The 26,886-nt window shown below is 73.8% G+C and carries 20 protein-coding genes; 4 read left to right on the forward strand and 16 right to left on the reverse strand.

Features of this window, described 5'->3' with window-relative positions; genetic code table 11:
• Positions 1-48 precede the first annotated feature (48 nt).
• Together BMW27_RS07355 and BMW27_RS07360 are read left to right on the forward strand one after the other, a co-directional pair.
• Entirely contained in the window at positions 49-1,635 is a 1,587-nt protein-coding gene (locus tag BMW27_RS07355) for a thiamine pyrophosphate-binding protein (RefSeq protein ID WP_091441286.1), read from the forward strand.
• Between the two features lie 24 nt (positions 1,636-1,659).
• Positions 1,660-3,126, forward strand: coding sequence for a sodium:solute symporter family protein (locus BMW27_RS07360; protein WP_217638065.1), 1,467 nt, complete (start codon positions 1,660-1,662; stop codon positions 3,124-3,126).
• Between the two features lie 117 nt (positions 3,127-3,243).
• Here BMW27_RS07360 and BMW27_RS07365 read toward each other — a convergent pair whose 3' ends face one another.
• From BMW27_RS07365 to BMW27_RS07430, 13 genes are all read right to left on the reverse strand, one after another.
• On the reverse strand, positions 3,244-4,005 hold the full coding sequence (locus tag BMW27_RS07365; RefSeq protein ID WP_091441289.1) for an SDR family NAD(P)-dependent oxidoreductase: 762 nt from the start codon (positions 4,003-4,005) through the stop codon (positions 3,244-3,246).
• Between the two features lie 17 nt (positions 4,006-4,022).
• Entirely contained in the window at positions 4,023-5,093 is a 1,071-nt protein-coding gene (locus BMW27_RS07370) for a transketolase family protein (protein ID WP_175486406.1), read from the reverse strand.
• Positions 5,090-5,965 carry a transketolase gene (locus BMW27_RS07375; RefSeq protein ID WP_091441292.1) on the reverse strand — a complete coding sequence of 292 codons (876 nt, stop codon included), beginning with the start codon at positions 5,963-5,965 and terminating at the stop codon, positions 5,090-5,092. The genes BMW27_RS07370 and BMW27_RS07375 overlap by 4 nt, the downstream gene beginning before the upstream one ends.
• Positions 5,966-5,992: 27 nt before the next feature.
• The gene (locus BMW27_RS07380; RefSeq protein WP_091441296.1) at positions 5,993-7,459 is read right to left on the reverse strand and encodes a GntP family permease; all 1,467 of its coding nucleotides are present in this window, start codon (positions 7,457-7,459) and stop codon (positions 5,993-5,995) included.
• A 542-nt stretch (positions 7,460-8,001) separates the two neighbouring features.
• Entirely contained in the window at positions 8,002-8,661 is a 660-nt protein-coding gene (locus tag BMW27_RS07385) for a GntR family transcriptional regulator (protein ID WP_175486407.1), read from the reverse strand.
• An 84-nt stretch (positions 8,662-8,745) separates the two neighbouring features.
• A complete protein-coding gene (locus BMW27_RS07390) occupies positions 8,746-9,687 on the reverse strand; it encodes a phosphoglycerate dehydrogenase (RefSeq protein WP_091441300.1) in 942 nt (313 codons plus the stop codon).
• A gap of 705 nt (positions 9,688-10,392) precedes the next feature.
• Positions 10,393-10,962: a dihydrofolate reductase family protein gene (locus BMW27_RS07400; protein ID WP_091441308.1), complete on the reverse strand. Its 570-nt coding sequence runs from the start codon at positions 10,960-10,962 to the stop codon at positions 10,393-10,395.
• Positions 10,963-11,206: 244 nt separating this feature from the next.
• Positions 11,207-11,884 (reverse strand): 3'-5' exonuclease, encoded by a 678-nt coding sequence (locus BMW27_RS07405; RefSeq protein ID WP_091441312.1) that lies wholly within the window; start codon positions 11,882-11,884, stop codon positions 11,207-11,209.
• The gene (locus tag BMW27_RS07410) at positions 11,884-13,719 is read right to left on the reverse strand and encodes a putative nucleotidyltransferase substrate binding domain-containing protein (protein WP_175486408.1); all 1,836 of its coding nucleotides are present in this window, start codon (positions 13,717-13,719) and stop codon (positions 11,884-11,886) included. Before BMW27_RS07410 ends, BMW27_RS07405 begins: the two co-directional genes overlap by 1 nt.
• Before the next feature lie 98 nt (positions 13,720-13,817).
• The gene (locus BMW27_RS07415; protein WP_091441319.1) at positions 13,818-15,461 is read right to left on the reverse strand and encodes an APC family permease; all 1,644 of its coding nucleotides are present in this window, start codon (positions 15,459-15,461) and stop codon (positions 13,818-13,820) included.
• 35 nt (positions 15,462-15,496) lie between these two features.
• Positions 15,497-16,963 (reverse strand): aldehyde dehydrogenase family protein, encoded by a 1,467-nt coding sequence (locus tag BMW27_RS07420; RefSeq protein ID WP_091441321.1) that lies wholly within the window; start codon positions 16,961-16,963, stop codon positions 15,497-15,499.
• A 348-nt stretch (positions 16,964-17,311) separates the two neighbouring features.
• Complete coding sequence (locus BMW27_RS07425) at positions 17,312-18,667, reverse strand: TrpB-like pyridoxal phosphate-dependent enzyme (RefSeq protein WP_217638066.1); 1,356 nt, start codon at positions 18,665-18,667, stop codon at positions 17,312-17,314.
• A gap of 229 nt (positions 18,668-18,896) precedes the next feature.
• Positions 18,897-21,278, reverse strand: coding sequence for an ATP-binding cassette domain-containing protein (locus BMW27_RS07430; RefSeq protein ID WP_091441324.1), 2,382 nt, complete (start codon positions 21,276-21,278; stop codon positions 18,897-18,899).
• Between the two features lie 650 nt (positions 21,279-21,928).
• On the opposite strand from BMW27_RS07430, the gene BMW27_RS07435 reads away from it, so the two are divergent.
• Entirely contained in the window at positions 21,929-22,615 is a 687-nt protein-coding gene (locus BMW27_RS07435; RefSeq protein ID WP_245743352.1) for an NRDE family protein, read from the forward strand.
• A gap of 118 nt (positions 22,616-22,733) precedes the next feature.
• Here BMW27_RS07435 and purU read toward each other — a convergent pair whose 3' ends face one another.
• Positions 22,734-23,582, reverse strand: coding sequence for a formyltetrahydrofolate deformylase (purU, locus tag BMW27_RS07440; protein WP_091441327.1), 849 nt, complete (start codon positions 23,580-23,582; stop codon positions 22,734-22,736).
• A gap of 10 nt (positions 23,583-23,592) precedes the next feature.
• Entirely contained in the window at positions 23,593-24,966 is a 1,374-nt protein-coding gene (locus tag BMW27_RS07445) for an L-serine ammonia-lyase (RefSeq protein WP_091441331.1), read from the reverse strand.
• 142 nt (positions 24,967-25,108) lie between these two features.
• Here BMW27_RS07445 and BMW27_RS07450 point away from each other — a divergent pair, with 142 nt between their 5' ends.
• On the forward strand, positions 25,109-25,777 hold the full coding sequence (locus BMW27_RS07450; RefSeq protein WP_217638068.1) for a GntR family transcriptional regulator: 669 nt from the start codon (positions 25,109-25,111) through the stop codon (positions 25,775-25,777).
• 98 nt (positions 25,778-25,875) lie between these two features.
• On the opposite strand, the gene folP is transcribed toward BMW27_RS07450, so the two are convergent.
• Positions 25,876-26,748, reverse strand: coding sequence for a dihydropteroate synthase (gene folP, locus BMW27_RS07455; protein ID WP_091441337.1), 873 nt, complete (start codon positions 26,746-26,748; stop codon positions 25,876-25,878).
• Positions 26,749-26,886 lie beyond the last annotated feature (138 nt).

The raw sequence follows: 26,886 nt of genomic DNA on the forward strand, positions 1-26,886 counted from the left end.
CGGCACCCTCGGCGCACCTGGAGGACGCCGTTCCGAGGAGCCGCGGTCGTGAGCCCTGCAGACCACCGCAACGGCGGCGCGGCCGTCGTCGAGTCCCTCGCCGCGCACGGGGTCGACACGGTGTTCGGCATCCCCGGCACGCACAACCTGGAGCTGTACCGGCACCTCCGCGCCGCCGGGATCCGCCCGGTCACGCCCCGCCACGAGCAGGGCGCCGGCTACGCCGCGGAGGCGTACGCGCGGGTCTCGGGCCGGCCGGGCGTCGTGGTGACCACCAGCGGCCCCGGACTGACCAACGCGATGACCGCCGCCGCCACCGCCCACGCTGAGTCGCAACCAGTGCTCGTCCTCTCCCCCGGCGTGCCCACCGGCACCGAGGGCGCCGACCTCGGCCTGCTGCACGAGGTCAAGGACGCCAGCGGCGCGATGCAGCGGCTGGTCCGGTGGAGCCGCCGGGTGCGCAGCGCCGACGAGGCCGCCGAGGCGGTCACCGACGCCTTCGCCTCCTTCACCGCGGGACGGCCGCGCCCGGTCCACGTCGAGGTCCCGGTCGACGTGCTCGAGCAGGCCTGGACCGGGACGGTGCGCACGGCCGGGCCGGTCGCCGCGCCCGCGCCGGACCCCGGCGCCGTCCGCCGCGCGGCCGAGCTGCTGGCCGGTGCGCGGCGCCCGCTGGTGGTCGCCGGCGGTGGCGCCGTGGACGCCGCCGCGGAGGTGACCGCCCTGGCCGAGGCGCTGGGCGCGCCGGTCGCCACGACGGTGAACGGCAAGGGCGTTGTCGCCGAAGACCACCCGCTGTCGGCCGGGGCGTCGGTGCGGCTGCGCGCGCTGCAGCGCGAGGCAGCCGCCGGCGACGCGCTGCTGGTCGTCGGCAGCGAGCTCGGCGACTCCGACCTGTGGGAGGGCCGGATCAGCGCGCGGGCCGTGGTACGGGTGGACGTCGAGGCGGGCCAGCTGCACAAGAACTGCCCGGCCACGGTCGCCCTGCAGGCCGACGCGGCGGACGCCGTCCGCGCCCTCTCCGCCGCGCCGCCCGCCCACCCGCGCGACGGCACCCGCCGCGCCGCGGACCTGCGCGCGGCCTGCCGGGAGGAGGCCCGCGCCGACGCCGGCGGGAACGAGGAGGTCAACGCGGCCGTCCGGGCCGGGCTGCCGGCCGACGCCGTCCTGGCCGGGGACAGCTCCCAGGTCACCTACTTCGGCTCGGTGCACTTCTTCGACCTGCCCGCCCCACGCCGGTTCTGCTACACCCCCGGCTACGCGACCCTCGGCTACGGCCTGCCCGCGGCGGTCGGCGCCTCCCTCGCCCGGCCCGGCCACCCCGTCGCCGTGCTGCTCGGCGACGGTGCGCTGATGTTCTCCCTCCAGGAGCTGGCCACCCTCACCGAGCTGGGGCTGCCCGTCCCGGTGGTCGTCGTCGACAACGGCGGCTACCGCGAGATCCGCGACCAGCAGGCCGCCCGTGGGATCCCGCCCACCGCGGTGGACCTGCCCACCCCCGACCTCGCGGCCATCGCCACCGCGATGGGCGCGCACGGGTTGCGCACCGCGGACCCGGCCGCGCTCACGGCCCTCGTCGCCGACGCGCTGTCGGCCGACCGCCCGACCCTCGTCCACCTGGACGCCCGTCACTGACCCGCACGAACGAGGAGGAGTCGCGTGGACAGCCACTGGGACACGGCCGTCGTCGGCCTCTACCTGGCCGCCATGATCGCCTTCGGCTTCTGGGGGAAGCGCCGCGCCACCACCCAGTCCGACTTCCTGGTCGCCGGACGGCGGCTGGGCCCGCTGCTCTACTCCGGGACGATGGCCGCCATCGTGCTCGGCGGCGCCTCCACGATCGGCGGCGTCGGGCTGGGCTACGAGTACGGCCTGTCCGGGATGTGGCTGGTCGTCGCCATCGGCACCGGCATCCTGGCGCTCTCGCTGCTGTTCGCCGGCCGCATCCAGCGCCTGGGCGTCTACACCGTCAGCCAGATGCTCGAGCTGCGCTACGGCCCCGGCTCCAGCGTGCTGTCCGGCGTGGTGATGTTCGGCTACACGCTGATGCTCTCGGTCACCTCGACCATCGCCTACGCGACCATCTTCGGCGCCCTGCTGGACCTGGGGCGGGTGCCGTCGATCGTGATCGGCGGCGCCGTCGTCGTCCTCTACTCGACGCTGGGCGGCATGTGGTCGATCACCCTGACCGACTTCGTCCAGTTCGTCATCAAGACCGTCGGGATCTTCCTGATCCTGCTGCCGGTCGTCGTGGTCGAGGCCGGCGGGTTCGGCGGCCTGGCCGACGCGCTGCCGGCGGAGGCCCTGTCGCTCACCACCATCGGCGGCGGCACGATCGTCACCTACTTCGTCATCTACACCTTCGGCCTGCTGATCGGGCAGGACATCTGGCAGCGGGTGTTCACCGCGCGCAGCCCCGGTGTCGCGCGGTGGGCGGGTACCGCCGCCGGGGTCTACTGCCTGGCCTACGGCGTGGCCGGCGCGGTGATCGGCATGGCCGCGCGCGTGATCCTGCCCGGGCTCGACGCCCGCGACGACGCGTTCGCCGCTGTCGTGGAGGCCACGATGCCGGCGCTGCTGGCCGGGCTGGTGCTCGCCGCCGCCCTCGCCGCGGTGATGTCCACCTCCAGCGGCGCGCTCATCGCCACCGCCACCGTGTTCAGCCAGGACATCGTCGCGCGGCTGCGGGGCCGCGACCCCGAGGCGGGCAGCGAGCACGAGCACGTCCGCAGCAACCGGTTGTACGTCGCCGGCTTCGGCGTGGTGATGATCGGCATCGCCTGCGCGCTGCAGGACGTCGTCGCCGCACTCACCATCGCCTACGACATCCTGGTCGGCGGCCTGCTCGTCGCCATCCTCGGTGGGCTGGTGTGGCGGCGCGGGACGAACGTCGGCGCGCTGGTCCCGGTGGCCGCCGGGACGCTGGCCACGCTCGCCACGATGGTCGTCGTCGGCGACATCTACGCCAACGAGCCCATCTACTTCGGTCTGGCCGCAGCTCTGGTCGGCTACCTGGCCGGCAGCCTCGCCTCGCGGCCGACGGACCCGCGGGTGCTGGCGACCTGGGACCGCCGGCTCACCGGACAGGACGCGCCTCGGACACCGACGGCGGGCGTCACCTCCTGACACCGCAGCGCGGCCCGCCCCCGAGGGGACGGGCCGCGCTGGTGAGCTGCTGGAACGGCCGCCCTCCAGGGGCCCGCGCCGAGCCTGCGAGGCGTGGGGGGAAGGGCGGTCCTTCCGTCAATGGATGTGCGACCCGCCGTTGACGTCGTACGTCGCGCCGGTGATGTAGCCGGTCTCCTCGCGGCACAGGTACGTGATGAGGTCGGCGACGTCGGCAGGCCGGCCGTTGCGGCCCATCGGGATCCCGGCGACCAGCTCCGCCTTGCGGTCCCCTTCGAGGGCGCCGCCGGTGATGTCGGTGTCGATCAGCCCCGGGGCGACGGCGTTCACGGTGATGCCGTGCGGGCCGAGCTCGCGGGCCAGCGCCCGGGTGAAGCCGAGCTCCGCGGCCTTGGCCGCGGAGTAGGCCACCCCGCCGAACACGCCGCCGCCCCGCTCGGCCGAGACCGAGGACAGGAAGACGATCCGGCCGAAGCCGCGCTCGGCCATGCCGGGCGCGAGGCGGCGGGTGACGTTGTACGCGCCCCGCACGTTGACGGCGAAGATGCGGTCCCACTCCTCGCCGCTGACCGCGAGGAAGGGCGTCGGCGAGGTGATCCCGGCGTTGTTCACCAGGGCCCCGACCGGCGGCAGCGCGCCGTCGAGGACGTTGAGCGCGTTGTCCACGGACGCCTCGTCGGTGATGTCGCAGCCGACGCCGACGGCCTGCACGCCGTTCCGCTCGGCGACCTCGGTGGCGGCGTCCTTGGCGCTGGCCTCGTCCAGGTCGAGGATCGCGACGTTCCAGCCGGCGGCGGCCAGGGTGTGGGCGGTGGCGCGGCCGATGCCGCGCTTGGAGCCGGCGCCGGTGACGACGACGGTCTTGTCGGAGACGGACATGGGTTCCTCCAGGGGGTTCAGGCGGTGGCGGGAGCGGGGTCGGCGGGCGCTGCGGCAACGTGCGGGGAGGCCTGCGGGCGGCGCCCGGCGTCGCCGCCGAGCTCGGCCCGCACGCGGGCGACGACGGCGTCGGTCGACAGGCCGTAGCGGTCGTGCAGCGTGGGCAGGGCGCCGGCGGCGAGGAACTCGTCGGGCAGGGCGATGGGCACCACGCGGGTGCCCACCCCGGCGAAGGCCAGGGTGGAGGCCACCGACTCGGCGAGGCCGCCGACGACGGTGTGGTTCTCCAGCGTGACCACGAGCCGGTCGGTGCGGGCGGCCCGCAGGATCGCCTCGGTGTCCAGCGGCTTGATCGTCGGCACGTGGAGGACGGCGACGTCGACGGAGTCGGCCTCGAGCCGGGCCGCGGCCTGCAGCGCCCGCATGGTCATCAGCCCGGTGGAGATGAGGACGACGTCCCGGCCGGTGCGCAGCTCGGCGGCCTTGCCCAGCTCGAACCGGTAGTCGTACTCGTCGAGCACGGTCGGCACCGCGCCACGGAGCAGCCGGAGGTAGGTGGGCCCGGGTGCGTCCGCCAGCGCCGGCACGGCCTGCTCGATGTCGACCGAGTCGCACGGGTCGACGATGGTCAGGTTCGGGCAGCCGCGGAGGATCGCGAGGTCCTCGGTGGCCTGGTGGCTGGGCCCGTACCCGGTGGTCAGGCCGGGCAGCGCACCGACCACGTTGACGTTCAGGTTCGGCTCGGCGATGTCCAAGCAGAGGAAGTCGTAGGCCCGCCGGGTGGCGAACACCGAGTAGGTGGAGGCGAAGGGCACCAGCCCGACCTCCGCCAGCCCGGCCGCCGTCCCGAGCAGCGACTGCTCGGCCATCCCCATCTGGAAGAAGCGGTCGGGGTGGGCGTCGCGGAAGACGTGCATGTCGGTGTACTTGGCCAGGTCCGCCGACAGCCCGACGATCTCGGGCCGCTGCTCGGCCAGCCGGTTGAGCGCGTGACCGAACGGAGCGCTGGTCGTGCGCTGACCGGGGTCGGCGAACGAGGCGATCATCGCCGAGGTGGTGAGCCGCTTCTTGGGCGCGGTGCTGGTCATCGGGTCGTCCCTTCGTGCAGCTGGTCGCGGGCGAGCTGCCACTCGTGCTCCTCCACCCGCATGAAGTGGGCCTTCTCCCGGCTCTCGAGCAGCGGGACCCCGCAGCCGATGCGGGTGTCGCAGATCAGCACCGACGGCGAGCCGCGGTGCGCGCGGAGCTCGTCGAGGGCGTCGACGAGCGCGGCGACGTCGTTGCCGTCGACGCGCAGTGCGTGCCAGCCGAAGGCCCGCCACTTGTCCGTCACCGGCTCGGTGCGCAGCACACCTGCGGTGGGGCCGTCGGCCTGCAGCGCGTTGACGTCGACGATCGCGGTGACGTTGTCCAGGCCGTGGTGCGCGCAGGCCAGCGCCGCTTCCCAGGTCGAGCCCTCGTCGAGCTCGCCGTCGGAGAGGAGGTTGTAGACCCGCGCCCCGTTGCCCTGGTGGCGCAGCCCGAGGGCCATCCCGGTGGCCACGGGCAGCCCGTGACCGAGTGACCCGCCGGAGATCTCGACGCCTGGCGTGTAGGAGGCCATGGCCGACATCGGCAGCCGCGAGTCGTCGGAGCCGTAGGTCTCCAGCTCCTCGGCCGGGATGGTGCCGGCCTCGGCCAGCGCCGCGTAGAGGGCGATGGCGTAGTGGCCGATGGAGAGCAGGAACCGGTCCCGGTCGGGCCAGTGCGGGTCCTCCGGTCGGTACCGGAGCTGGTCGGTGTAGACGGTGGCCAGGACGTCGGCCACGCCCAGCGCCTGCCCGATGTAGCCCTGCCCCTGCACCTCCCCCATGTCGAGGGCGTTGCGCCGGATCCGGTAGGCCGCCTGGCGGATCCGCTCGATCCGCTCGGCTCGGTCCCCGGTTGGGGGTGCGGCCTGCGGTGTGCTCAGTGAGGTCATGACGTGTTCCTCCCTTGTTCGATTCGGTCAGGCGAAGACGCCGAGCACCAGGACCGCGCCCAGGCCGACGAAGGACAACAGCCCCTGGGCGACCGTGTACACCTGGAAGGTGCCGCGCACGGACAGGCCCAGCAGCGTCTTGAAGATCCAGAAGGTGTTGTCGGTGACCTGCCCGCCGAAGGCGGCCCCGGATGCGGCGGCCAGCCAGATCAGCACCGGGTTGAGCCCCAGGCTCCCGACGACCGGCGCCAGCAGGGCCGCCGCGGTGATGGCGGCCACGGACCCGGAGCCCTGGGCCAGGCGCAGCAGCGCCGCGACCAGCCAGGCCAGCACCAGCGGATAGGCCGCGTTGGCGCTGAAGAGGCCGGCCACCAGGTTGTCGACGTCGGTCTCCGCGATGACCTGCCCCAGTGAACCCGCGACGCCGGTGAACAGCAGGATGACCCCGCTGGTCTCAGCGGCCCGCACGATCACCTCCTCGACGCCCGCCCGGCCCAGTGACGGCACGGCGAGAGCGGTGCCCACGAGCAGTCCGATGAGGAGGGCCACCACGGGGTTGCCGAGGAACCCGAGCAGGCCCACCTCCGTGCCGAAGGCACTCGTGGTGGTGTCCAGCACGATGAGCACCAGCGGCACCAGCAGCGGCAGCAGGGCGACGAGCAGCGGCAGCTGCCTGCCCGGGGTCTCGGTGTCGCTGGTGTGCGGATCGCGAGCGACGGCCGTCGTTCCCCCGCCGCGGCCCGGCTCCCCGGCTGGCTGGCCACCCGAGACGGTCGGCTGCCCATCGGTGGGCCCGGCGGCGGGCGGGCCGCCGTAACCGGCGATCTCACCGGTGTGCTCGGGGTCGGTCAGCGGGTCGTCGTCCTTCTCGTCATTCCAGGTGAAGCGCATGAGCAGGCTGTGCAGCGCCACGCTGGCGATGATCACCACGATGCCGAAGGGGATCCCCCACAGGAGCATCGTGCCGAGCGGGATGTCGAGAGCGGCCGCGATGGCCAGCGCGGCTGCACCGGGCGGGACCATCAGCAGCGCCACCTCGAGGCCGATGGCCAGGGCGCCGGCCAGCGGCGCGATGCTGAGCCCGGTCCGCAGGGCGATCGACCGGGCCATGGGCCCCAGGATCACCAGCGCGACGTCGAAGTAGATCGCGGGGAAGACGATCCCCGAAGTCAGGCCGAGGACGTAGGGGGAGCGCTTGGCCCCGACGAGCCGCAGCATGCCGTCCACGACGCGGTGGAGCGTCCCCATGGCCGACAACAGGGTCCCGAGCATCACGCCGAACCCGATGATCAGCCCCACCTCGGCCATCAGGTTGCCGAAGCCGGTCACGACGGCGGTCGTCGTCCCCTCGTAGCCCAGCCCCGCGGCGATGCCGAGGTACAGGGCCCCGATCACCAGCGAGATGACCGGGTTGATCTTCGCGAAGACGATGAGCCCGACGACGATCGCCACCGTGATCGCGATGTGCAGCAGGAGCAGCGTGGTATCGGCCATGTCAGTCCCCCTCCGGCCTGCGAGAGCCGGCGGAGCCGCGGGTCTCGATCGTCGCATCGACGGAGCACCCGACGGCGACCTTCTTCTCGGTCGGGGAGCCCTCGAACGGGTGCCAGAGGGCGACTTCCTCGGGGTGTAGATGGCGGACTGCTGGGTGCCGCTCGGTCATGGTGATCTCCGGTGGGCGATGGGCGTCAGGTCCCCGCTATCCGTTGACTGTTGACAGTCAACTGATGACTAGAGTGAGTGGTGCGCATCACCGTGTCAAGGGTCACTTCGGGGCACCTGCATCGCTGCAGGTCGGGGCGGGCAGCCCGACGAGCGGGCTGTCCCAGGGGGCCCGCCGCGATCACGCGGGCGAGCAGGGCGACCGCGTCCAGGGCACCGCCGACCCGTCCGGGTCCCGCCCCGAGCCTGCGGGGGGCGGGACCCGGACGCGGTCCGCTTCCGAGCGGTCGAGCAGGGTGACGGGAGGACGGGGTCCTCCCACGAGCGGGGGGAGCGCGGCCCGCTCGCGAGGGGCGAGGAGGAGAGGTCCTCCGCTACGCGGACTCGGTCGCCCGCGCGAAGTGCTCCGCGGCGCCGGCCATGTGCTCGTCGACGACCCGCACAGCCGCGTCGACATCCCCCTGCTCGATGGCCTCGACGATGGGCACGTGCCGGTCGCGTGCCATCATCGGCGCCTGCCAGGACGCGCCGTTGAGGATGGCGACCCGCATCCGGCCCTCCAGCCGCTGCCACGCCTCGACGAGCATCGAGTTGCCCGACAGCTGGCACAGCAGCAGGTGGAAGGCCAGGTCGGCCTCCATCCGCACGGCCGGCTCGTCCTCGTCGGACAGCCGCTCCACCGCCGCCCGCAACTTCTCCGCGGCCGACTCCCGCCGCGGCGAGGCGATGACCTCCCGGACGGCGAGCCCCTCGAGGGCCGCCCGGACGCGGAAGAGCTCGTGCACCTCGGCGGGACTCAGGCTGTTGACCCGCAGCATCCCGCGGTTGCCGGCGGTGACCAGGCCCTCCTGCTGGAGGTGCCGCAGGGCCTCGCGCACCGTGCCCCTGCTGACCCCGAGCGATCCGGCCAGCTCCACCTCGCCGAGGTGGTCCCCGGGCCGGTACCGACCGGAGAGGATGGCCGACCGGAGCGCCTCGAGGGACCGCTCGCGCAGCGTGCTCCGGTCCAGGGCAGACAGTGACTCAACGCTCACGGACCAGCCTCCTCGTCGACCGTCATGCTAGCCGCGCGCACCGACCGGACGTGACGACTGTCGACAGTGGCTCCCCCACGGGGGTCAGCGCGCCACGACGTTGCGCAGCTCGCGGCCGGCGAGCAGCGCCGCCAGGTTGGTGGCCACGAGCTCGTCGGCGCCGACCGGCCGGCCCCCCGCGGCGTGCGGGGTGATCAGCAGGTTCGGCGCGTCCCACAGCGGGGAGTCCGCCGGCAGCGGCTCGACCTCGGTGACGTCGAGGGCCGCGCCCGCGATGCCGCCGTCGGTCAGCGCCGCGACGAGCGCCGGCTCGTCCACGGTCGAGCCTCGCCCGACGTTGACGACGAACGCGTGCCGCGGCAGCGCGGCCAGCCGGCCGGCGTCCAGCGCGTGGGTCGTGGCCTCGGTGGCGGGCAGGATCATGACCAGGACGTCGGCGTGCTCGAGTTCAGCCGCCAGCCGGTCCTCGGCGACGACGGGGAACCCGGCCCGCTCCCCCGCGCTGCGCCCGACGCCGCGCACCTGCGCGCCGAGGGCCTGCAGCAGCGGAGCGAGGTTCTGACCGATGTTGCCGAAGCCCCAGACGAGCACCCGCGCGTCGAGCAGCGTGGTGACCGCGCCCTCGGGGTGCAGCGGCTGCAGCCCGCCGAGCTCGTCGGCCCAGCGGTGCTCGGCCTGCGCCGCGAGCCCGGCCGGCAGGCGGCGCAGCAGCGCGAGCACCAGGGCCAGCGCGTGCTCGGTGACCGGCCGGTCGTGCAGGCCCACGCCGGAGGTGACGACGACGTCGTCGGGGAAGCCGGCGCCGAGGACGGCGTCCGGCCCGGCCGCCAGCGTCTGCACCCACCGCAGGCGGGGCATCCGGCCGGCCACGGCGCGCAGGTCGGCGGGCGCGTTGCCCCAGACCACCAGGGCTTCGGCGTCGAGGTGCTCCTCGGGCACCGGGGCGGCCACGTCGTAGCGCACCGCCTCGACCCCCTCGGGCAGCGCGGGGGCGAGCGGCAGGGAGTCGGGGAGCAGGATCTTCACCGCCCCAGCCTCTCCCGGCGGCCACTCCCTGTCGCGCCACGGGCCCGGGGCCGGCACGCACCGAGGGGTTCGCGGCCCCCGGTCGGACCGGTGGCAGCAGGCGGCTCCGAACAGCCGCCTGTTCGACCAGCCGGAGCCTGGGTCCCGGACGCCGTCTGCTGCTCCAGGACCTGGCACGACGCTACCGCGACCGGCAACGAACGCAACCCCTCGTTGCATCTGGTGCGGGTCGCGCCCCACGAGCGCTCGTCGGGAGCGACCCGGGCCCGAGGACGCTCGTCCCCGGCCCCTGGACGGAGGGCTCGATCGGCCAGGCGCTGCGTCACCCGGTCGTGGACGGTGCCGATGCGGTGCTCGGACGACCGCACCGCGCAGGACCACGCGGTCTCGGAGACCCGCGTCCGCCCGAGCGGGGAGACGGCGGGATCGGTGTGGTACTGGCCCGACAGCGTGGAGACGGGGCTCGCGGGCAGGTCGGTGGCGGTCGTGGCGGACACCTCCGTGGGGGCGTCGGGCGCGGTCGGGAGCACCCCGGCGGTCGGACGGGTCGGTGCGGAGGGAGCCCGGTCGTCCGCCGCGGGGCCGACCGACGACTGCGTTGCAGCCCACGACCGCGGTCGCTCCACCGGCACCGGCCGGCGTCGGTCGGCGAGGCCGCCGGCCACGCCTGACTGGGTGTGTCCTGTTCGGCTGCGACTGCCGTAGTCAGACAGTCCGGTCGGACTGCCTGCGGACGCGGAAGCGGAGGATGGTCGCGTCGCCCGACCGCGTGCTGCTGATCGGTTCCAGGTCTGTCCTCGCGAGGCCAGGGGACGAGAAGCGGATGCCGTCGCCGAGCAGGACCGGCAGTATGTACACCAGGATCTCGTCGACGAGCCCCCGCTGCAGGCACTGGCCGGCCACGTCGGCGCCGAGGATCTCGAGGTCCTTGCTGCCGGCAGCGTCCAGTGCCGTGGCGACCGCTCCACCGATGTCGCCGGTGAGGGTCGTGACGTTCGGATTCGGCGGCACCAGCGGCCTGTGGGTGAGCAGGAACATGGGTCCGGAGAAGGGGTAGTCGACGCGGCGCGGCTGCTCGGCCTGCATCCGGTCGCCCACCTCCCACGTCCGCCGGCCGACGAGCATGGCGCCGGTGGCCGCTGCGATCTCCGCGAGGTCGTCCGGTGCCACGAAGTCGGCGAGAGCGCGATCACTCCCCCAGTCCATCGAGTGGCCGGGGCCGGCGATGAAGCCGTCCAGCGACATGCACCGGTTCACGACGACCTTGCCGCTCATCTCACAACCGCCATCCCTGGGTCACCACCGCACGTCTGACCTTGCCCGAGCCGACGTCTGCGAGACCTCAGCGCGCTGTCACGGTCCAGATCGTTCCGCCGATCGGGGCAGTCGGGAAGTGCCGCTCCGGCACGTCCACGCGTGACGACCAGGCCGAGCGGTAGCGACTGGTACGACACCCGCATCTCGCTCGACAGCGCACCCGGCTCCCAGGGCCGGAGGCGCCAGGAGATGGGCCACCCGATCAGACGCGCTGGACGCTCAGTCGCGCGGAGGCCGCGGCGAGGGTGTCCACCGTCTCGGGGCCGCCGGCCTCCAGCAGCGTGGCCAGCGCGACGAAGACCTGGGCGGTCGTGAACGCGTCGCCGCCGGCCTCGTGCGGCCGGGAGCTGGGCACCCCGAGGGCGCCCGCCAGGCCCTCCAGGGACAGGGTGGACGGCGGGGTCGCCCCGGTGCCGGCCAGCCACAGCCGGCCCAGCGCGCGGGTGTCGAGGACCGGCGTCCGCAGTCGCACCCCCCGGGCCCGCAGGGCGCGGCCGAGGAAGCCCCGCTCCACCCAGGCCGCGTGGGCGACCAGGACCCGCCCGGTCATCAGCGGCAGCAGCCGGTCGAGCGCCTCCGGCAGCGGCGGCGCGTCGGCGAGGTCGGCAGGACGCAGCCCGTGGATCCGCACCGCCTCGGCGGGCACCCCGCGCTCCGGCCGGGCCAGACCCTCCGCGGCCGTTCCGCAGACGACGCGGCCGCCCTCCACGCAGACCGCCCCCCAGGACACGATCTCGTGGTGCCGGGGGTCCAGGCCGGTGAGCTCGAGGTCGACGACGCAGAACGACGCGTCCCGCCACGGTGTTCCGGCGGGGACCCGCGCGGCGTCCCGGTAGGCCCGCGCCGCGTCGCTGCCCGGCCGCCTCGGGAGCGGCAGCATCACACCACCCCCTGCCGCAGCTGCCCGGCCACCCGCCGCTGGACGGCGGAGACCGCGCGGAAGGCCTCCTTGAGCGCTCCCCGCGTCACCGGGTCCAGATCGGCCGGGGCGAGGTGGTCGTCGGGCCGCCGGCCGGCCCGCAGCTGCTCGACCTGGTGGTCCACCCGGAGCTCCAGCACCAGGTCGAAGGCCTCGCGGAGGGTCCGGACGTCGTCCGCCGGGAGCGTGCCGGCGTCCGCGGCCGCCCGCAGCCGGGCGGGGGTGGAGGCGCTGGTGACGCCGGCGGCCATGCCGGCCCACCGCGCCAGGTCGACGATCGGCTGCAGCCCGCCGCGCTTGAGGTCCAGCCGCCCGGCGTGCTCCCCGCCGTGCTCGACGACGAAGTCCCGCAGGAAGCCGGTCGGCGGGCGGTGGCCCAGCGCGAAGCGGGCGAGCAGCGTGAGGAACCCCGGGTGGCGGCGGGCGTCCCGGAAGACCTCCGGCAGGGCCGGCCCGCTGCGGATCCCCCACACCGGCCGGCCGTCGACAACCAGCGAGACGAGCACGAGCGCCTTCTCCTGGGTCGGGTCGGCGAGCCAGCTCTGCGCGGCCGCCCGCCACCCCGCGTACGACCGCATGAACAGCGGTGCGGCGGCGACCGCCCCCTCGGTGTCCGCCGGGAAACCGCACGCCTCCAGGCCGGCCACCACGGCTTCGGCGACGGCGCGCAGCTCCGCCTGCATCCCCTCGTCGGCGGACCCGTACCAGACCAGCGCGCTGTCGACGTCGGACGACGGCACGGCCTCCCGGCGCGCGAGGCTCCCCAGCGCCAGCCAGGTGAACGGCACCGACGGCTCGCCGACCTCGGCGACGGTCAGCTGGACCAGCCGCCGGGTCAGCGCGTCGGACACCACCGAGTGGATGCCGGCGATGTCCGTGGCGGCCACGCGGGCGTCGTGGAGGGCGAGCACCGCAGGCCGCAGCTGCGCGGACGCGGCGACCAGGTCCTGCACCGTGCGGGCCCGGGCGATCACCGACCGCAGGTGGAAGCTGCTGCGCGGAGCGGCGGCCAGCAGGTCGGCGTCCTCCAGCACGCCCAGCACGCGGCCGTCGGGGCTGAGCACCGGCAGGTGCCGGATCCCGCGCTCCAGCATGTCCAGGAGCACCTCGCCGCTCCTGCCGTCGGCGGCGACCGTGTGCGCCGGGAAGGTCATGACCTCCTCGACCGGCGTGTCGGTCGCGGTGCCGCGGGCGACGACCCGGGCCCGCAGGTCCCGGTCGGTCACGATGCCGAGCTCTCCTCCGCGCACCGCCACGACGGCCGCGGTCGCGCCCGCCTCGGTCATCCGCTCGGCGGCCTGCCGCACCGGCGTCCCGGGGTCGCAGACGACGGGGTCGGTGCGCAGCAGGTCGGCGACCGGCCGGTGGGCGGCGTCCACGACCGGCTCGACCTCGTGCCGGCGCGGCACGGGGTCGGCGAGCAGCGAGCGGACCGCGAAGCGCAGGCCGGCCGGCTGGGCGAACACCGGCCGCGCGGCCGCGGCGGGGATGCGGTAGCAGAGCGTGTCCTCGGCGGCCACCACGCTGAACCGGGCCGGCAGCCCGGAGAGCATCGACGCCTGCCCGAACAGCTCACCGGCACCCAGCTCGTCCAGGACCCGGCCGTCGTGCACGACGTCCAGCGCGCCCCGGCGGACGACCCGCAGGTGCTCCACGGGCGCCTCCCCCTGCTCGATCAGCACCGTCCCGGCCGGGAGGTGCTCGACCTCGGCGGCCGCGGCGACCCGCTGCAGGTCCTCGGCGGAGAGGGCGTCGAACGGTGGCCGGCTCCGCAGGAACTCCGCCACGTCCCTCACGACCCGGACTCCCTCTGCCCGTCCGGCCGCCGCCCCGGTCGGCCCTCCTGCAGGGCCCTGCCGCGAGCCCGCGAGTGGTGGGGGCAGGGGGTCCTCCGTCAGCGGATGCCACCGACCGGGACGTCGGCGCGCCCCGGGTCCTCGTCCGTGCCGCCGAGACGGGCAGCCGGGAGCTCCGTCGCGACGCCCGCCGAGGCAGGGGAACCCGGCACCGGGTCGACGGCGTGCTCGGGCAGCACGCCGCTGTTGTGCCGGGCCCGCAGCAGGTAGTAGGCCAGCCCGACGAGCGCGATGGCGCCGATGAAGACGAAGGCGCCCCACTGCAGGTACCAGTGGTACGGCTCGGTGGCGTTGTAGACCTCCTGCCGCGGCCAGGCCAGGTTCAGCGCCATGCCCGCGCCCCACAGCACCGCCAGGACGTTGACCGGCAGGCCCCAGCGGCCGAGCGAGAAGTACTCCCTGTTAGTGCGCTCACCGGGGACCGGCCAGCGACCCCGGAGCCGGCTGACCAGCATCGGCACGGTGACCAGCAGGTACGCCAGGTAGATCATGATGATCGCGATGCTGGTGATCACCGTGAAGATCTGCGGCTGCCGGATGTTGATGAGCAGGATGCTGATCGACAGGACGCCGATGACGACCGCGGGCACCACCGGCGTCTTGCGCTTGGGGTCGACCTTGGCCAGCCGGGCGCTGAACGGCAGGTTGTTGTCCCGCGCCATCGCGAACATCATGCGGATCGTCGCGGTGTGCACCGCCAGGCAGCAGACGGTGATGGCGACCACGATGCAAGCCAGGAAGACCTTTCCGAGCCCGGTGCCGGCCACCTGGAGCAGCACGTACTGCAGGCCGCCGGTGTTCGACGACAGCTGCGGGTCGGCGAGGTCCTGCACCGCCATGAGGCCGAAGAGCAGGATCAGGCCGCCGAGGAGGAAGGACGCGGTGACCGCCCGGATGATGGCCTTGGGCGCGGTGCGCCGCGGGTCGATCGTCTCCTCGCCCAGCGAGCTGGCGGTGTCGAAGCCGTACATCACGTAGGCCGACGCCAGCGAGGCGACGAGGAAGGCGCCCAGGTAGCCCAGGTCCCGGCCCTCCCCCATCCCGGCGGTGTCCGTGAGGACCTCGACCGGGCTGCGGGTCATCGCCACGGCCAGGATGACGATGATCAGCACGGCCGCGACCAGCTCGATGAGGACGCCCGCGCTGTTGATCCGCGCCATCAGCTTCACGCCGTAGGCGTTCACCGTGGTGGTGAACAGGATGAGGACGCTGCCGAGGATGACGGCGTTGACCGCGAAGTCGTAGGTGCCCGTGCCGTCCCCGACGACCTGGAAGCCCGACCACAGCTGGGGCAGCGTGATCTGGTAGGCGAGGACGGTCGCCGACAGCGTCACGATCGAGGCCGTGAGCATCATCCAGCCGGTCATCCACGAGGTCGTCCGGCTGCCCAGCCGCTTGGTCCAGTTGTAGAGCGACCCCGCCACGGGGTACTTCGCGGCCAGCTCGGCGAAGCACAGCGCCACCATCAGCTGCCCGAGGAAGACCATCGGCCAGGACCACAGGTAGGCCGGGCCGCCGGCGCCGAAGCCGAAGTAGAACAGCTGGAACGTGCCGGTCAGGATAGAGATGTAGCTGACTCCGGCCGCGAAGCTGGAGAACCTGCCGATGCTGCGGTCGAGCTCCTGCCTGTAGCCGAACTCGGCGAGGTGGGTGTCGCCGTCCTGCGTGGGGTGCGCGCTCATGGGCCGTCCGTCCGTCAGGGGTCGAGGTGCGCCGATCAGCCCGTGAACCAGCCGGCCGGCTGCGGGGCGGTGTTGTGCCAGATGTGCTTGGCCTCGCGGTACTCGGCGAGGCCCGACGGGCCGAGCTCGCGCCCGTTGCCCGACCGCCCGAACCCGCCCCACTCCGCCTGCGGGAGGTAGGGACCGAAGTCGTTGATCCAGACCGTCCCGTGCCGGAGGGCGCGGGCGACCCGCTCGGCGCGGGCGGTGTCGGTGGTCCAGACCGCACCGGCGAGGCCGTAGTCGGTGTCGTTGCCGAGCGCGATCGCCTCCTCCTCCGTGGCGAACCGCTCCACGGTGAGGACGGGCCCGAACGACTCCTCCTGCACGATCCGCATGTCCCGCCGGCAGTCGGTGAACACCGTCGGCAGGTAGAAGAACCCGCCGGCCAGCTCCGGGTCATCGGGACGGCGGCCACCGGTGACCAGCCGGGCGCCCTCGCCGACGCCGACCGCGACGTACTCCTCCACGCTCGCCCGGTGCTCCTCGGACACCAGCGGTCCGCTCTGGGTCGTCGGGTCGAACCCGTTGCCGAGGCGGATGCGCCGGGCTCGCTCGACCAGGGCCGCGACGAACTCGTCGTGGATCTCGTCCTGCACGATGAGCCGGGTCCCCGCCGAGCACACCTGGCCGGAGTGCAGGAAGACCGCCGTCAGCGCGTTGTCGACTGCGGTGTCGAGGTCGACGTCGGCGAAGACGACGTTGGGGTTCTTGCCGCCGAGCTCGACGGTCACCTTCTTCACCGTCTCGGCGGCGGCCCGCAGGATCCACTGCCCCGTGCTGAGGCCGCCGGTGAACGACACCATGTCCACGTCGGGGTGCTCGACCATCGCCGCCCCGACGTCCCGGCCCCCGAGGACGAGGTTGACGACGCCCGCCGGGGCGCCGGCCTCCGCCAGCAGCTCGGTGAGCCGGATGGTGGTCAGCGGGGTGACCTCGCTCGGCTTGACGACGACGGTGTTCCCGGCCGCGAGCGCCGGCGCGACCTTCCAGGACACCTGCAGGAGCGGGTAGTTCCACGGCGTGATGAGCGAGCACACGCCGACCGGCTCGTGGACGACGCGGCTGATGACGCCGGGACGTCCGGCGTCGACCAGGCGGCCGGTGTCCTTGTCCGCCAGGTCCGCGTAGTAGCGGAAGACGGAGGCCACGTCGTCGACGTCCTGCCGGCTCTCGCCGACGGTCTTGCCGGTGTCCAGGGTCTCCAGCCGGGCGATGTCCTCCCGGTCGCGCGCCAGCAGGTCGGCGACGCGGCGCAGCAGGGCACCCCGCTCGGCCGCCGGGGTGCCCGGCCACTCCCCCGCGTCGAAGGCGGTCCGGGCGGCTCCGACGGCCGCGGCGACGTCCTCGACCGTCGCCTCGTCCACCTTCGCGACGACGCTCTGGTCGAAGGGGTTGACGACCTCGCGCTGGTCCGACGAGGCCCCCGGCCGCCAGGTGCCGCCGATGAAGAGGTTGGCCATGACACTCCGTGGTCCGTTGGGCTGCTATAGGACAGTTGTGGTCGGCGGGACAGCCTGGCCGGTGACCCGGGTCACGTCCAGTCGGGTGCGGGCCCGTCACACGCCCCTGCCGCCCACCAGCCTGCCGGGTCGCCGCCCGCGGGGTCGACCCGGGGACGCTCTGGTGCGGCCGAGGCCTCCGCGAGGCGGGCCGCCGCCGGCGCGCAGGCCGGGCCCGCCTCCCCCTGGCAGCCGACCTCGGCTCCGGAGGTGGAGGGGTTCCCCTCGCACGGCACGCCGACGGTCCCCCGCGGTGGACGGGCCCCTGTGGGTGGTCCTGTCCGGGGCCCGTCCGCCGGGCATCCGCCGTCAGAAGGGCTGGTCGCCCGTCGCCGGGGTGCGCGCTCCGGTGAGGTGCTCGGCATAGGCGGGCAGGTCCAGCTGGCCGTTGCCGGACAGGCCCACCACGAGGACGCCGGCCTCCCCGGTGTCCGCGCGGCGGCGGGCCTCGGCGACCGCGCCGGCGACGGCGTGGCAGGACTCCGGCGCCGGCACCAGTCCCTCGGTGCGGGCGAACAGCAGTCCGGCGTCGAACGCCTCGCGCTGCTCGACGGCCCGGGCGGTGATCAGCCCCAGGTCCACGCCGTGGCTGACCATCGGGGCCATGCCGTGGTAGCGCAGCCCACCGGCGTGGATGGCCTCGGGCACGAAGTCGCGCCCGAGGGTGTGCATCTTCATCAGCGGGGTCAGCCCGGCGACGTCGCCGTGGTCGTACTCGTAGCGCCCCTGCGTGAGCGACGGGCACGCGGCGGGTTCCACGGCCACCACCCGCGTGTCGGTGCGCCCGGCCAGCTTCTCCCGCAGGAACGGGAAGGACAGCCCCGCCAGGTTCGACCCGCCACCGGCGCACCCGAAGACGACGTCGACCGCCGTCTCGCCGAACACCTCGAGCTGGCGCAGCGCCTCCTCGCCGATCACCGTCTGGTGCAGCAGCACGTGGTTGAGCACGCTGCCCAGCGCGTACCGCGCCTCCGGGTCCGGCGCCGCCGACTCCACGGCCTCGCTGACCGCCATCCCGAGGCTGCCCGTGGTGCCGGGGAACCGCTCGAGGAAGCCACGGCCGGCCGCGGTCAGCTCCGACGGGCTGGCGTGGACCACGCCGCCGAAGGTCTCCATCAGCATCCGCCGGTAGGGCTTGCTGTCGTAGGAGGCCCGGACCTGCCACACCTCGCACTCCAGGCCGAAGAGCGCCGAGGCGAACGACAGCGCGCTGCCCCACTGCCCGGCGCCGGTCTCGGTGGTCAGCCGGCGCACCCCCTCGGCCGCGTTGTAGTACGCCTGCGCCACGGCGGTGTTCGGCTTGTGGCTGCCGACCGGGCTGACGCCCTCGTACTTGTAGTAGATGCGCGCCGGCGTCCCCAGCGCCCGCTCGAGGCGGTGCGCCCGGTACAGCGGCGAGGGCCGCCACAGCCGGTAGACCTCGCGGACCGGTTCCGGGATCGGCACGAACCGCTCGCCGGTCATCTCCTGCTCGATCAGCGCCGCCGGGAACAGCGGCGCCATGTCACCGGCCGCGAGCGGCTCGCCGGTCCCCGGGTGCAGGTGGGGCGGCATCGGCGCGGGCAGGTCGGCGGCCAGGTTGTACCAGTGCGTGGGGAGGTCCGCCTCGTCCAGCACGGCCTTGGTCATCGCCGACGTGGGGGTCGGGACGTCGGTGCTCGTCACTCCTGCTCCTCCGGGATCGTGGCCCATCGGCCGTCCGGGGAGGAGCCCTCGGACCGTCCGGTGGGTCTGGGACGGTCCGAGCGCGCGTCAGCGGGCCGGGGTCGTCCTCGACGACCAGGCCCACCACTGCGCGCGACGGTTCACGCCCGCCACCCTAGCGACGAGGTGCCGCAGCCGCGTCCCGGGGGAACCCGGACCGCCCCTCCTGCGGCGTCGGGAAGGGCCTCGATCAGCCGCCGACGTAGGCCGCCAGGTGCTCGCCGGTGAGGGTGGAGCGGGCGGCGACGAGGTCGGCGGGAGTGCCCTCGAAGACGACCCGGCCGCCGTCGTGGCCGGCGCCGGGGCCGAGGTCGATGATCCAGTCCGCGTGCGCCATGACCGCCTGGTGGTGCTCGATGACCAGGACGGACTTGCCGGAGTCGACGAGCCGGTCGAGCAGGCCGAGCAGCTGCTCGACGTCGGCGAGGTGCAGGCCGGTGGTCGGCTCGTCGAGGACGTAGACGCCGCCCTTCTCGGCCATGCGGGTGGCCAGCTTGAGCCGCTGGCGCTCGCCACCGGACAGCGTCGTCAGGGGCTGGCCGATCGTGAGGTAGCCGAGCCCGACGTCCACGAGCCGGTCGAGGATCGCGTGCGCGGCAGGGGTGCGCGCCTCCCCCTCGCCGAAGAACTCCTCCGCCTCCGTCACGGACATCGCGAGCACCTCGCTGATGTCGCGCCCGCCGAGGTGGTGGTCCAGCACCGTCGCCTGGAACCGCTTCCCCTCGCACGTCTCGCAGGTGGACTCGACCGTGGCCATCACCCCGAGCTCGGTGTACACGACGCCGGCGCCGTTGCAGGTCGGGCAGGCGCCCTCGGAGTTGGCGCTGAAGAGCGCCGGCTTCACGCCGTTGGCCTTGGCGAACGCCTTGCGGATCGGGTCGAGCAGACCGGTGTAGGTGGCCGGGTTGCTGCGCCGGGACCCGCGGATCGCGCCCTGGTCGACCACCACCACGCCCTCCCGGCCGGCCACCGAGCCGTGGACCAGCGAGCTCTTGCCCGACCCGGCCACCCCGGTGACGACGACGAGCACGCCGAGCGGGATGTCGACGTCCACGCCCTGCAGGTTGTGCGTGCTGGCGCCGCGCACCGCCAGCGCCCCGGACGGCGTCCGCACCGAGGGCTTCACGGCCGCGCGGTCGTCGAGGTGCCGCCCGGTGAGCGTGCCGCTGGCCCGGAGCTCCTCGACCGTGCCCTGGAACACCACCTCCCCGCCGCCGGTACCGGCGCCGGGCCCGAGGTCGACGACGTGGTCGGCGATCGCGATCGCCTCGGGCTTGTGCTCCACGACCAGCACGGTGTTGCCCTTGTCGCGCAGCTGCAGCAGCAGCTGGTTCATCCGCTCGATGTCGTGCGGGTGCAGGCCGATCGTCGGCTCGTCGAAGACGTAGGTGACGTCGGTGAGCGAGGAGCCGAGGTGGCGGATCATCTTCGTGCGCTGCGCCTCGCCACCGGACAGCGTGCCCGCGGGCCGGTCGAGCGAGAGGTAGCCCAGCCCGATCGTCGAGAACGAGTCGAGCAGGTGCTGCAGGCCGGTCAGCAGCGGGGCGACCGAGGGCTCGTCGAGCTCCCGCACCCAGTCGGCCAGGTCGGTGATCTGCATGGCGCAGACGTCGGCGATGCTCCTGCCGTTGATCGTCGACGCCCGCGCCTCCGGGGCGAGCCGGGTGCCGTCGCAGTCGGGGCAGGTCGTGAACGTCACCGCCCGCTCCACGAAGCGCCGGACGTGCGGCTGCATCGCCTCGACGTCCTTGGACAGCATCGACTTCTGGATCCGCGGGATGATGCCCTCGTAGGTCAGGTTGATGCCCTCGACCTTGATCTTGGTCGGCTCCTCGTACAGGAGGGTCCGCATCTCCTTCTTGCCGTAGTCGCGGATCGGCTTGTCCATGTCCAGGCCGGCGCCCTGGAAGAGGCGGCCGTACCACCCGTCCATGCTGTAGCCCGGGATGGTGAGGGCGCCCCCGTTCAGGGACTTCGAGTCGTCGTACAGCGCCGTCAGGTCGATGTCGTTCACCGAGCCCATGCCCTCGCAGCGGGGGCACATCCCGCCGAGCCGGGTGAACGTCGCCTTCTCCGACTTCGTCTTCGCGCCGCGTTCCACGGTGATCGCGCCGCTGGCCCGCACCGACGGGGTGTTGAACGAGTACGCGCTCGGCGGGCCGACGTGCGGCTGCCCGAGCCGGCTGAACAGGATCCGCAGCATGGCGTTGGCGTCGGTGGCCGTGCCGACGGTGGAGCGGGGGTTCGCGCCCATCCGCTCCTGGTCGACGATGATCGCCGTCGTCAGCCCGTCGAGGACGTCGACCTCGGGTCGCGCCAGCGTCGGCATGAAGCCCTGCAGGAAGGCGCTGTAGGTCTCGTTGATCAGCCGCTGCGACTCCGCGGCGATCGTGCCGAACACCAGCGAGCTCTTGCCCGAGCCGGAGACGCCGGTGAACACGGTCAGCCGGCGCTTCGGGATCTCGACGCTGACGTCCTTGAGGTTGTTCTCGCGCGCGCCCTGCACGCGGATCAGCTCGTGGCTGTCGGCGACGTGCGGTGCGGGCGGGTGCGTGTCCGTCCTCGTGGCCATCCCCATCGTCTCCCCATCCGTCGGGCGGGGCGCCGTCGCGGTCCCCGTCGGCGTCGCCCCGCTGGACCCGACCGGCGGCGAGCGGTGGGTCCGGCCCGCCGTCGTCGGCGCGGTCGCGGCAACGGTCCGCTGTCTACCCGATCGGTGGTGCCGACCGGGAGCGGCGCGACGCCCGTCCGGCCATCTCGGGCCCGGGTTCCCCGGCACGGGGGAAGGGACGCCCACGATTGCGGCGGCGCGCCGCCACGGGGTGTCGTTCCCCGGCCCTGCGGAGGACGGCCCCTGACCGGCGTCTCCGCGGGTCAGGGCCCTGGTGCTGCTCGTGCCAGGGACCGGACACGGCCGACGGTTGAGCCACCCGGGTCGGCTGGAGTAGAGAAACGGCACGCCGCTGCGCCAGGAGGCTGCCATGAGCCGCAGGAACCGTGTGCTCCGGTCCGCGATCGCTGCTGCCGCGGCCGCCGTGGCCGGCGTGCTCACGAGGTCGATGGTGCGGGGCGTCCGTCGCCCCTGAGAGGAGAGCTCGACGTCCCCGGCGCGGCGCGTCCCCGCGCCCGGGGTGACCGGCCTCGACCCGCGCGACCGCTCCACCCCACCGGCGGACGACAGCTCCCGCGGGCACGGGATCCGGACCTGGGACGATCGGCGGCGTGTGCACGGTGGTCGTGCGGTGGAGCCGCGGCGCGCCGGTGCGGCTGCTCGCCCTACGGGACGAGCTGACCAGCCGGGAGTTCGACGACCCCGGGCGGTGGTGGCCGGAGCACCCCGCCCTCGTCGGGGGCCGGGACCGCCTCGCGGGCGGGACGTGGTGCGCCACCCGCGTCGGCACCGGGGTCACTGCCCTGGTGCTCAACCGGCCGCAGAAGCCGGTGGCCGCCCCGGGAGCACCGAGCCGCGGGACCCTGCCGCTGCTGGGCGCCGAGCGCGGAGCGGACTGGCGGTCGGCCGTGCAGCTCGACGGCATGGCGAGCTTCCTGCTCGTCCTGGCGGCTCCGGACCGCATGACCACCTGGGACTTCGACGGCGAGCGGCTGGTGACGACCGAGCACCCGGAGGGCACCTGGATGGTCACCTCCGGCGGTCCCGAGGACCGCAAGGCCGACCGGTTCCTGCCGCTGTTCACCGACAGCGCTCACCCGGACGGCTGGCGCCGGCTCGTGCAGGCAGAAGCGCCGCGGGACGACCCCGGCGCCCTGGCGGTCCGCCACGAACAGGACGGTCTGGTCTTCGCGACGGTCTTCGGCGCGCTCATCGAGGCCCGACCGGGTGGGCTCACCATGGAGTACAGCCGCCGGCCCTGGCTGGATCCGTGGTCACCGGTCGTGTCCTGGTCCTGAGTCGGCCGCGGCGGTCGTCCGGGACCGGACGCGGTCGAGCGTGGCCTGGGACGACGGAGCGCCGGCCGGCGCCGACCGGTCCGCCGTCCCGGTCGACGTCAGACCGCCGGCCGCCGGGTCATCGGAAGACCACCGTGCTGTGCCCGTTGAGGAGCACCCGCCGTTCGCTGTGCCACCGGACCGCCCGGGACAGCGCGAGCGCCTCGGCGTCCTGTCCGACGGTGGCCAGCGCCCGGGGGTCGTAGGTGTGGTCGATGCGGATGACCTCCTGCTCGATGATCGGGCCCTCGTCCAGGTCGGGGGTGACGTAGTGGGCCGTCGCCCCGACCAGCTTCACCCCGCGGTCGAAGGCCTGGTGGTAGGGCTTGGCGCCCTTGAAGCCGGGCAGGAACGAGTGGTGGATGTTGATCGCGCGGCCGTACAGGGCGGCGCACGTCTCGTCGGAGAGGATCTGCATGTAGCGGGCCAGCACGACCAGATCGGCCCGGTACTCGTCGACCAGCTGAAGCAGTCGGGCCTCGGCCTCCCGCTTGGTGGCGGGAGTCACCGGGACGTGGACGAACGGCAGGCCGGCCGCCTCGGCCATCGGCCGCAGGTCCTCGTGGTTGGACACCACGGCGACCAGCTCGCCGCCGAGGCTGCCGGCCCGCCACCGGAAGATCAGGTCGTTGAGGCAGTGGCCGAGCTTGGACACCATGACCACCACCCGCTGCGGCTGCTCCCCGGTGACCTGGTAGGTCATGCCGAACTCGTCGGCCACGGCCCGGAAGTCCGCCGAGAGGCGCGCGCAGTCGGTGTCCTCGGCACAGACGAAGGCCGTGCGCAGGAACAGCTGACCGCGGAGGGGGTCGTCGAACTGCTGGTGCTCGACGATGTCGCAACCGTGCTGGAAGAGGAACGAGCTGACCGCGTGCACGATGCCCGGGCGCTCCTGGCAGCTGAGCGTGAGGGTGAACGGGTGGGACACGGGTGCCTCCTCAGCACTCGACGATGTTGAGCGCCAGCCCGCCACGGGCCGTCTCCTTGTACTTGTCCTTCATGTCGGCACCGGTCTCGCGCATCGTCTTGATCGCCTTGTCCAGCGGGACGTGGTGCCGGCCGTCGCCGCGCACGGCCATCCGGGCGGCGGTGATGGCCTTGACCGAGCCGACGGCGTTGCGCTCGATGCACGGGATCTGCACCAGCCCGCCGACGGGGTCGCAGGTGAGGCCGAGGTTGTGCTCGATGCCGATCTCCGCGGCGTTCTCCACCTGCTCCGGCGTCCCGCCGAGCACCTCGGCGAGGCCGGCGGCGGCCATGGAGCAGGCCGAGCCGACCTCCCCCTGGCAGCCGACCTCGGCGCCGGAGATGGAGGCGTTCTCCTTGAACAGCAGCCCGACCGCCGCGGCGGTGAGCAGGAACCGCACCACGCCGTCCTCGCCGTAGGAGCCGACGAAGTCCCGGTAGTAGTGCAGGACGGCCGGCACGATGCCGGCGGCGCCGTTGGTCGGCGCGGTCACCACCCGCCCGCCGGCGGCGTTCTCCTCGTTCACGGCCAGCGCGTAGAGGGTCACCCACTCCATCGCGCGCAGCGGGTCGGCCTCGTCCGGGTGGCTCTCCAGCTGGGCGCGCAGCGCCGCCGCGCGCCGGCGGACCTTCAGCCCGCCGGGCAGGACGCCGGTGGTGCGGGTGCCGCGCTCCACGCACTCCTGCATCACCGACCAGACGTGCAGCAGGCCGGCGCGCACCTCCGCCTCGCTGCGCCAGGCCAGCTCGTTGGCGAGCATCACGTCGCTGATCCGCAGGCCCGTCGCCCGCGTCCGGGCCAGCAGCTCCTCGCCGGTCCGGAACGGGTACCGGACGGGCGTGGGGTCCTCGACGACGGCCGGGTTGCCGGCGTCGTCCTCGTCCAGGACGAACCCGCCGCCCACCGAGTAGTACTCGCGCCGGTCGACCTCGGCGCCCTCGGCGTCCAGGGCCCGGAAGAGCATGCCGTTGCTGTGGAAGTCCAGCCGCTTGCGACGGTGCAGCACGACGTCGTCGTCGACCGAGAACGCGATGGGGTGCTCGCCGGCGAGGGCCAGCTTGCCCTCGCGGCGGACGGCATCGACCCGCGGCCCGGCCGCGACCGGGTCGACCAGGTCGGGCTGCTCGCCCTCGAGGCCGAGGACGACCGCCTTGACGCTGCCGTGCCCGTGGCCGGTCGCCCCCAGCGACCCGAACAGCTCGCAGCGCACCCCCGTGACCCGGCCCAGCCGCCCCTCGTCGCGCAGCCGGGACGCGAAGGCGCAGGCGGCACGCATCGGGCCGACGGTGTGCGAGCTGGACGGGCCGATGCCGACCTTGAACAGGTCGAAGGCGCTGATGGTCACCCGTACCTCCCTCTCCCCGCCGATGTCCTGGCACACCGACTGGGACCTAGGTACACAGTTGGTATATCAGATATAGTGTGAAGGTATGTCGATCCCTCTGAAGAGGCAAGGCCCGTTGGCCGCCAACCTCTACGATCTGGTCGTGAGCGCTGAGCCCCTGGATCTTGACTCGTCCGCTGTCGCGTCCCTGGCGGACAAGGCCTACGTGGCGATCCGGGACCGGCTGATCATGCTCGACATCCGGCCGGGCGACCCGATCGACGACGACGAGCTGGCCGGGGACCTGGACGTGGGCCGGACCCCGGTCCGCGAGGCGTTGAAGCGCCTGGAGGGCGACCGGCTCGTGGTGTCCTACCCGCGGCGCGGGACCTTCGCGACCGGGATGGACATCTCCGACCTGGCGCACATCTCCGACATCCGCGCCCAGCTCGAGCCGCTGGCCGCCCGCCGTGCCGCCGAGCGCGCCGTCCGCACGGCGCACGCCGAGCTCGAGGACCTGGCCTCGCGCATCCAGCACCTGGACGTCAGCCAGATCGACCGGACCGAGCTGATGCGCTGGGACCTCGCCGTGCACCGGGCCATCTACCGGGCCGCCGGCAATCCCCACCTGGAGGACGTCCTGATCCGCTACGACAACCTGGCGACGCGGATCTTCTGCCTCTTCCTCGACCGGCTGCCCACGGTGGACGAGCACGTCGGGGAGCACGTCGAGCTGCTCCGCGCCATCGCCGCCGGCGATGCCGACCGGGCCGACGACCTCGCCCGTGAGCACGTGCTCGGCTTCGAGCAGGCGATCCGCGCGGTGATCTGAGAGAGGACCCCCTGCCCCCCACCGCTCGCAGGCTCGCGGCGGGACCCTGCAGGGGGCCGGCGGTGCCCGGGACGGGGCCGGCGGGGACAGCGGGCCGGTCAGATGGGTCCGACGGCGTCCAGGATCGCCAGGACGTCCCGCGTGGCCGCGACGTCGTGCACGCGGAGCAGGGTGGCTCCCCGCTGGACCGCGACGATCGCCGCGGCCAGGGAGCCGGGCAGCCGGTCCTCCACGGTCCGCCCGGTGAGCTGCCCGAGCACCGACTTGCGGGACAGCCCCACCATGACCGGGACCCCCAGGCCGGTGAACGCGTCGAGCGACGCCAGCAGCGCGACGTTGTGGGTCAGCGTCTTGCCGAACCCGAACCCCGGGTCCACGACCAGGTGCTCCTGCCGGATGCCGGCGTCGAGGCAGGCACGCATCCGCTCGGCGAGGAAGGCGCGCACCTCCACGACGACGTCCCGGTAGCGCGGGTCCTCCTGCATCCTCTCCGGCGAGCGCTGCATGTGCATGAGGCACACCGGGACGTCCAGCTCCACGGCGGCCTCGAGAGCACCCGGCGACCGCAGCGCCCGGACGTCGTTGACCATGCTGGCCCCGGCTGCCACCGCTTCCCTCATGACCTCGGGGCGGGAGGTGTCCACGGAGAGCGGCACGGGGACCTGCCGGCCCAGGGCCTCGACCACCGGGACGACGCGGTCGAGCTCCTCGGCGAGGGTCGGCGGGCGCGAGCCGGGTCGGGTGGACTCCCCGCCGACGTCGATGAGGTCGGCCCCTTCGGCAGCCAGGGTGCGCCCGCGCTCCACGGCCCGGTCGAAGCTGTGGAAGCGCCCGCCGTCGGAGAAGGAGTCGGGGGTCACGTTGAGGACGCCGCAGACCAGCGGCCTCCTCGCCGCGAGCACCCGGCCGAGGGGGTGCGTCGACGAGCCGGTGGCCGTGAGCGGGCGGTCGGCCAACGCCGTGCCGGTCATGGAGGTGTTCCTTTCCCTGTGATCTGACCCGCTGCCGGTCCCTGGGGACCCTCCGAGGCCCACCCCGAGCGTGCGAGGCGGCCCCTCGCAGGGACCCGCCGCGAACGTGTGAGCGGTGGGGGGCGAGGGGTCCTTTCT

It is taken from the genome of Geodermatophilus poikilotrophus (assembly GCF_900111455.1).
Lineage (GTDB): Bacteria > Actinomycetota > Actinomycetes > Mycobacteriales > Geodermatophilaceae > Geodermatophilus > Geodermatophilus poikilotrophus.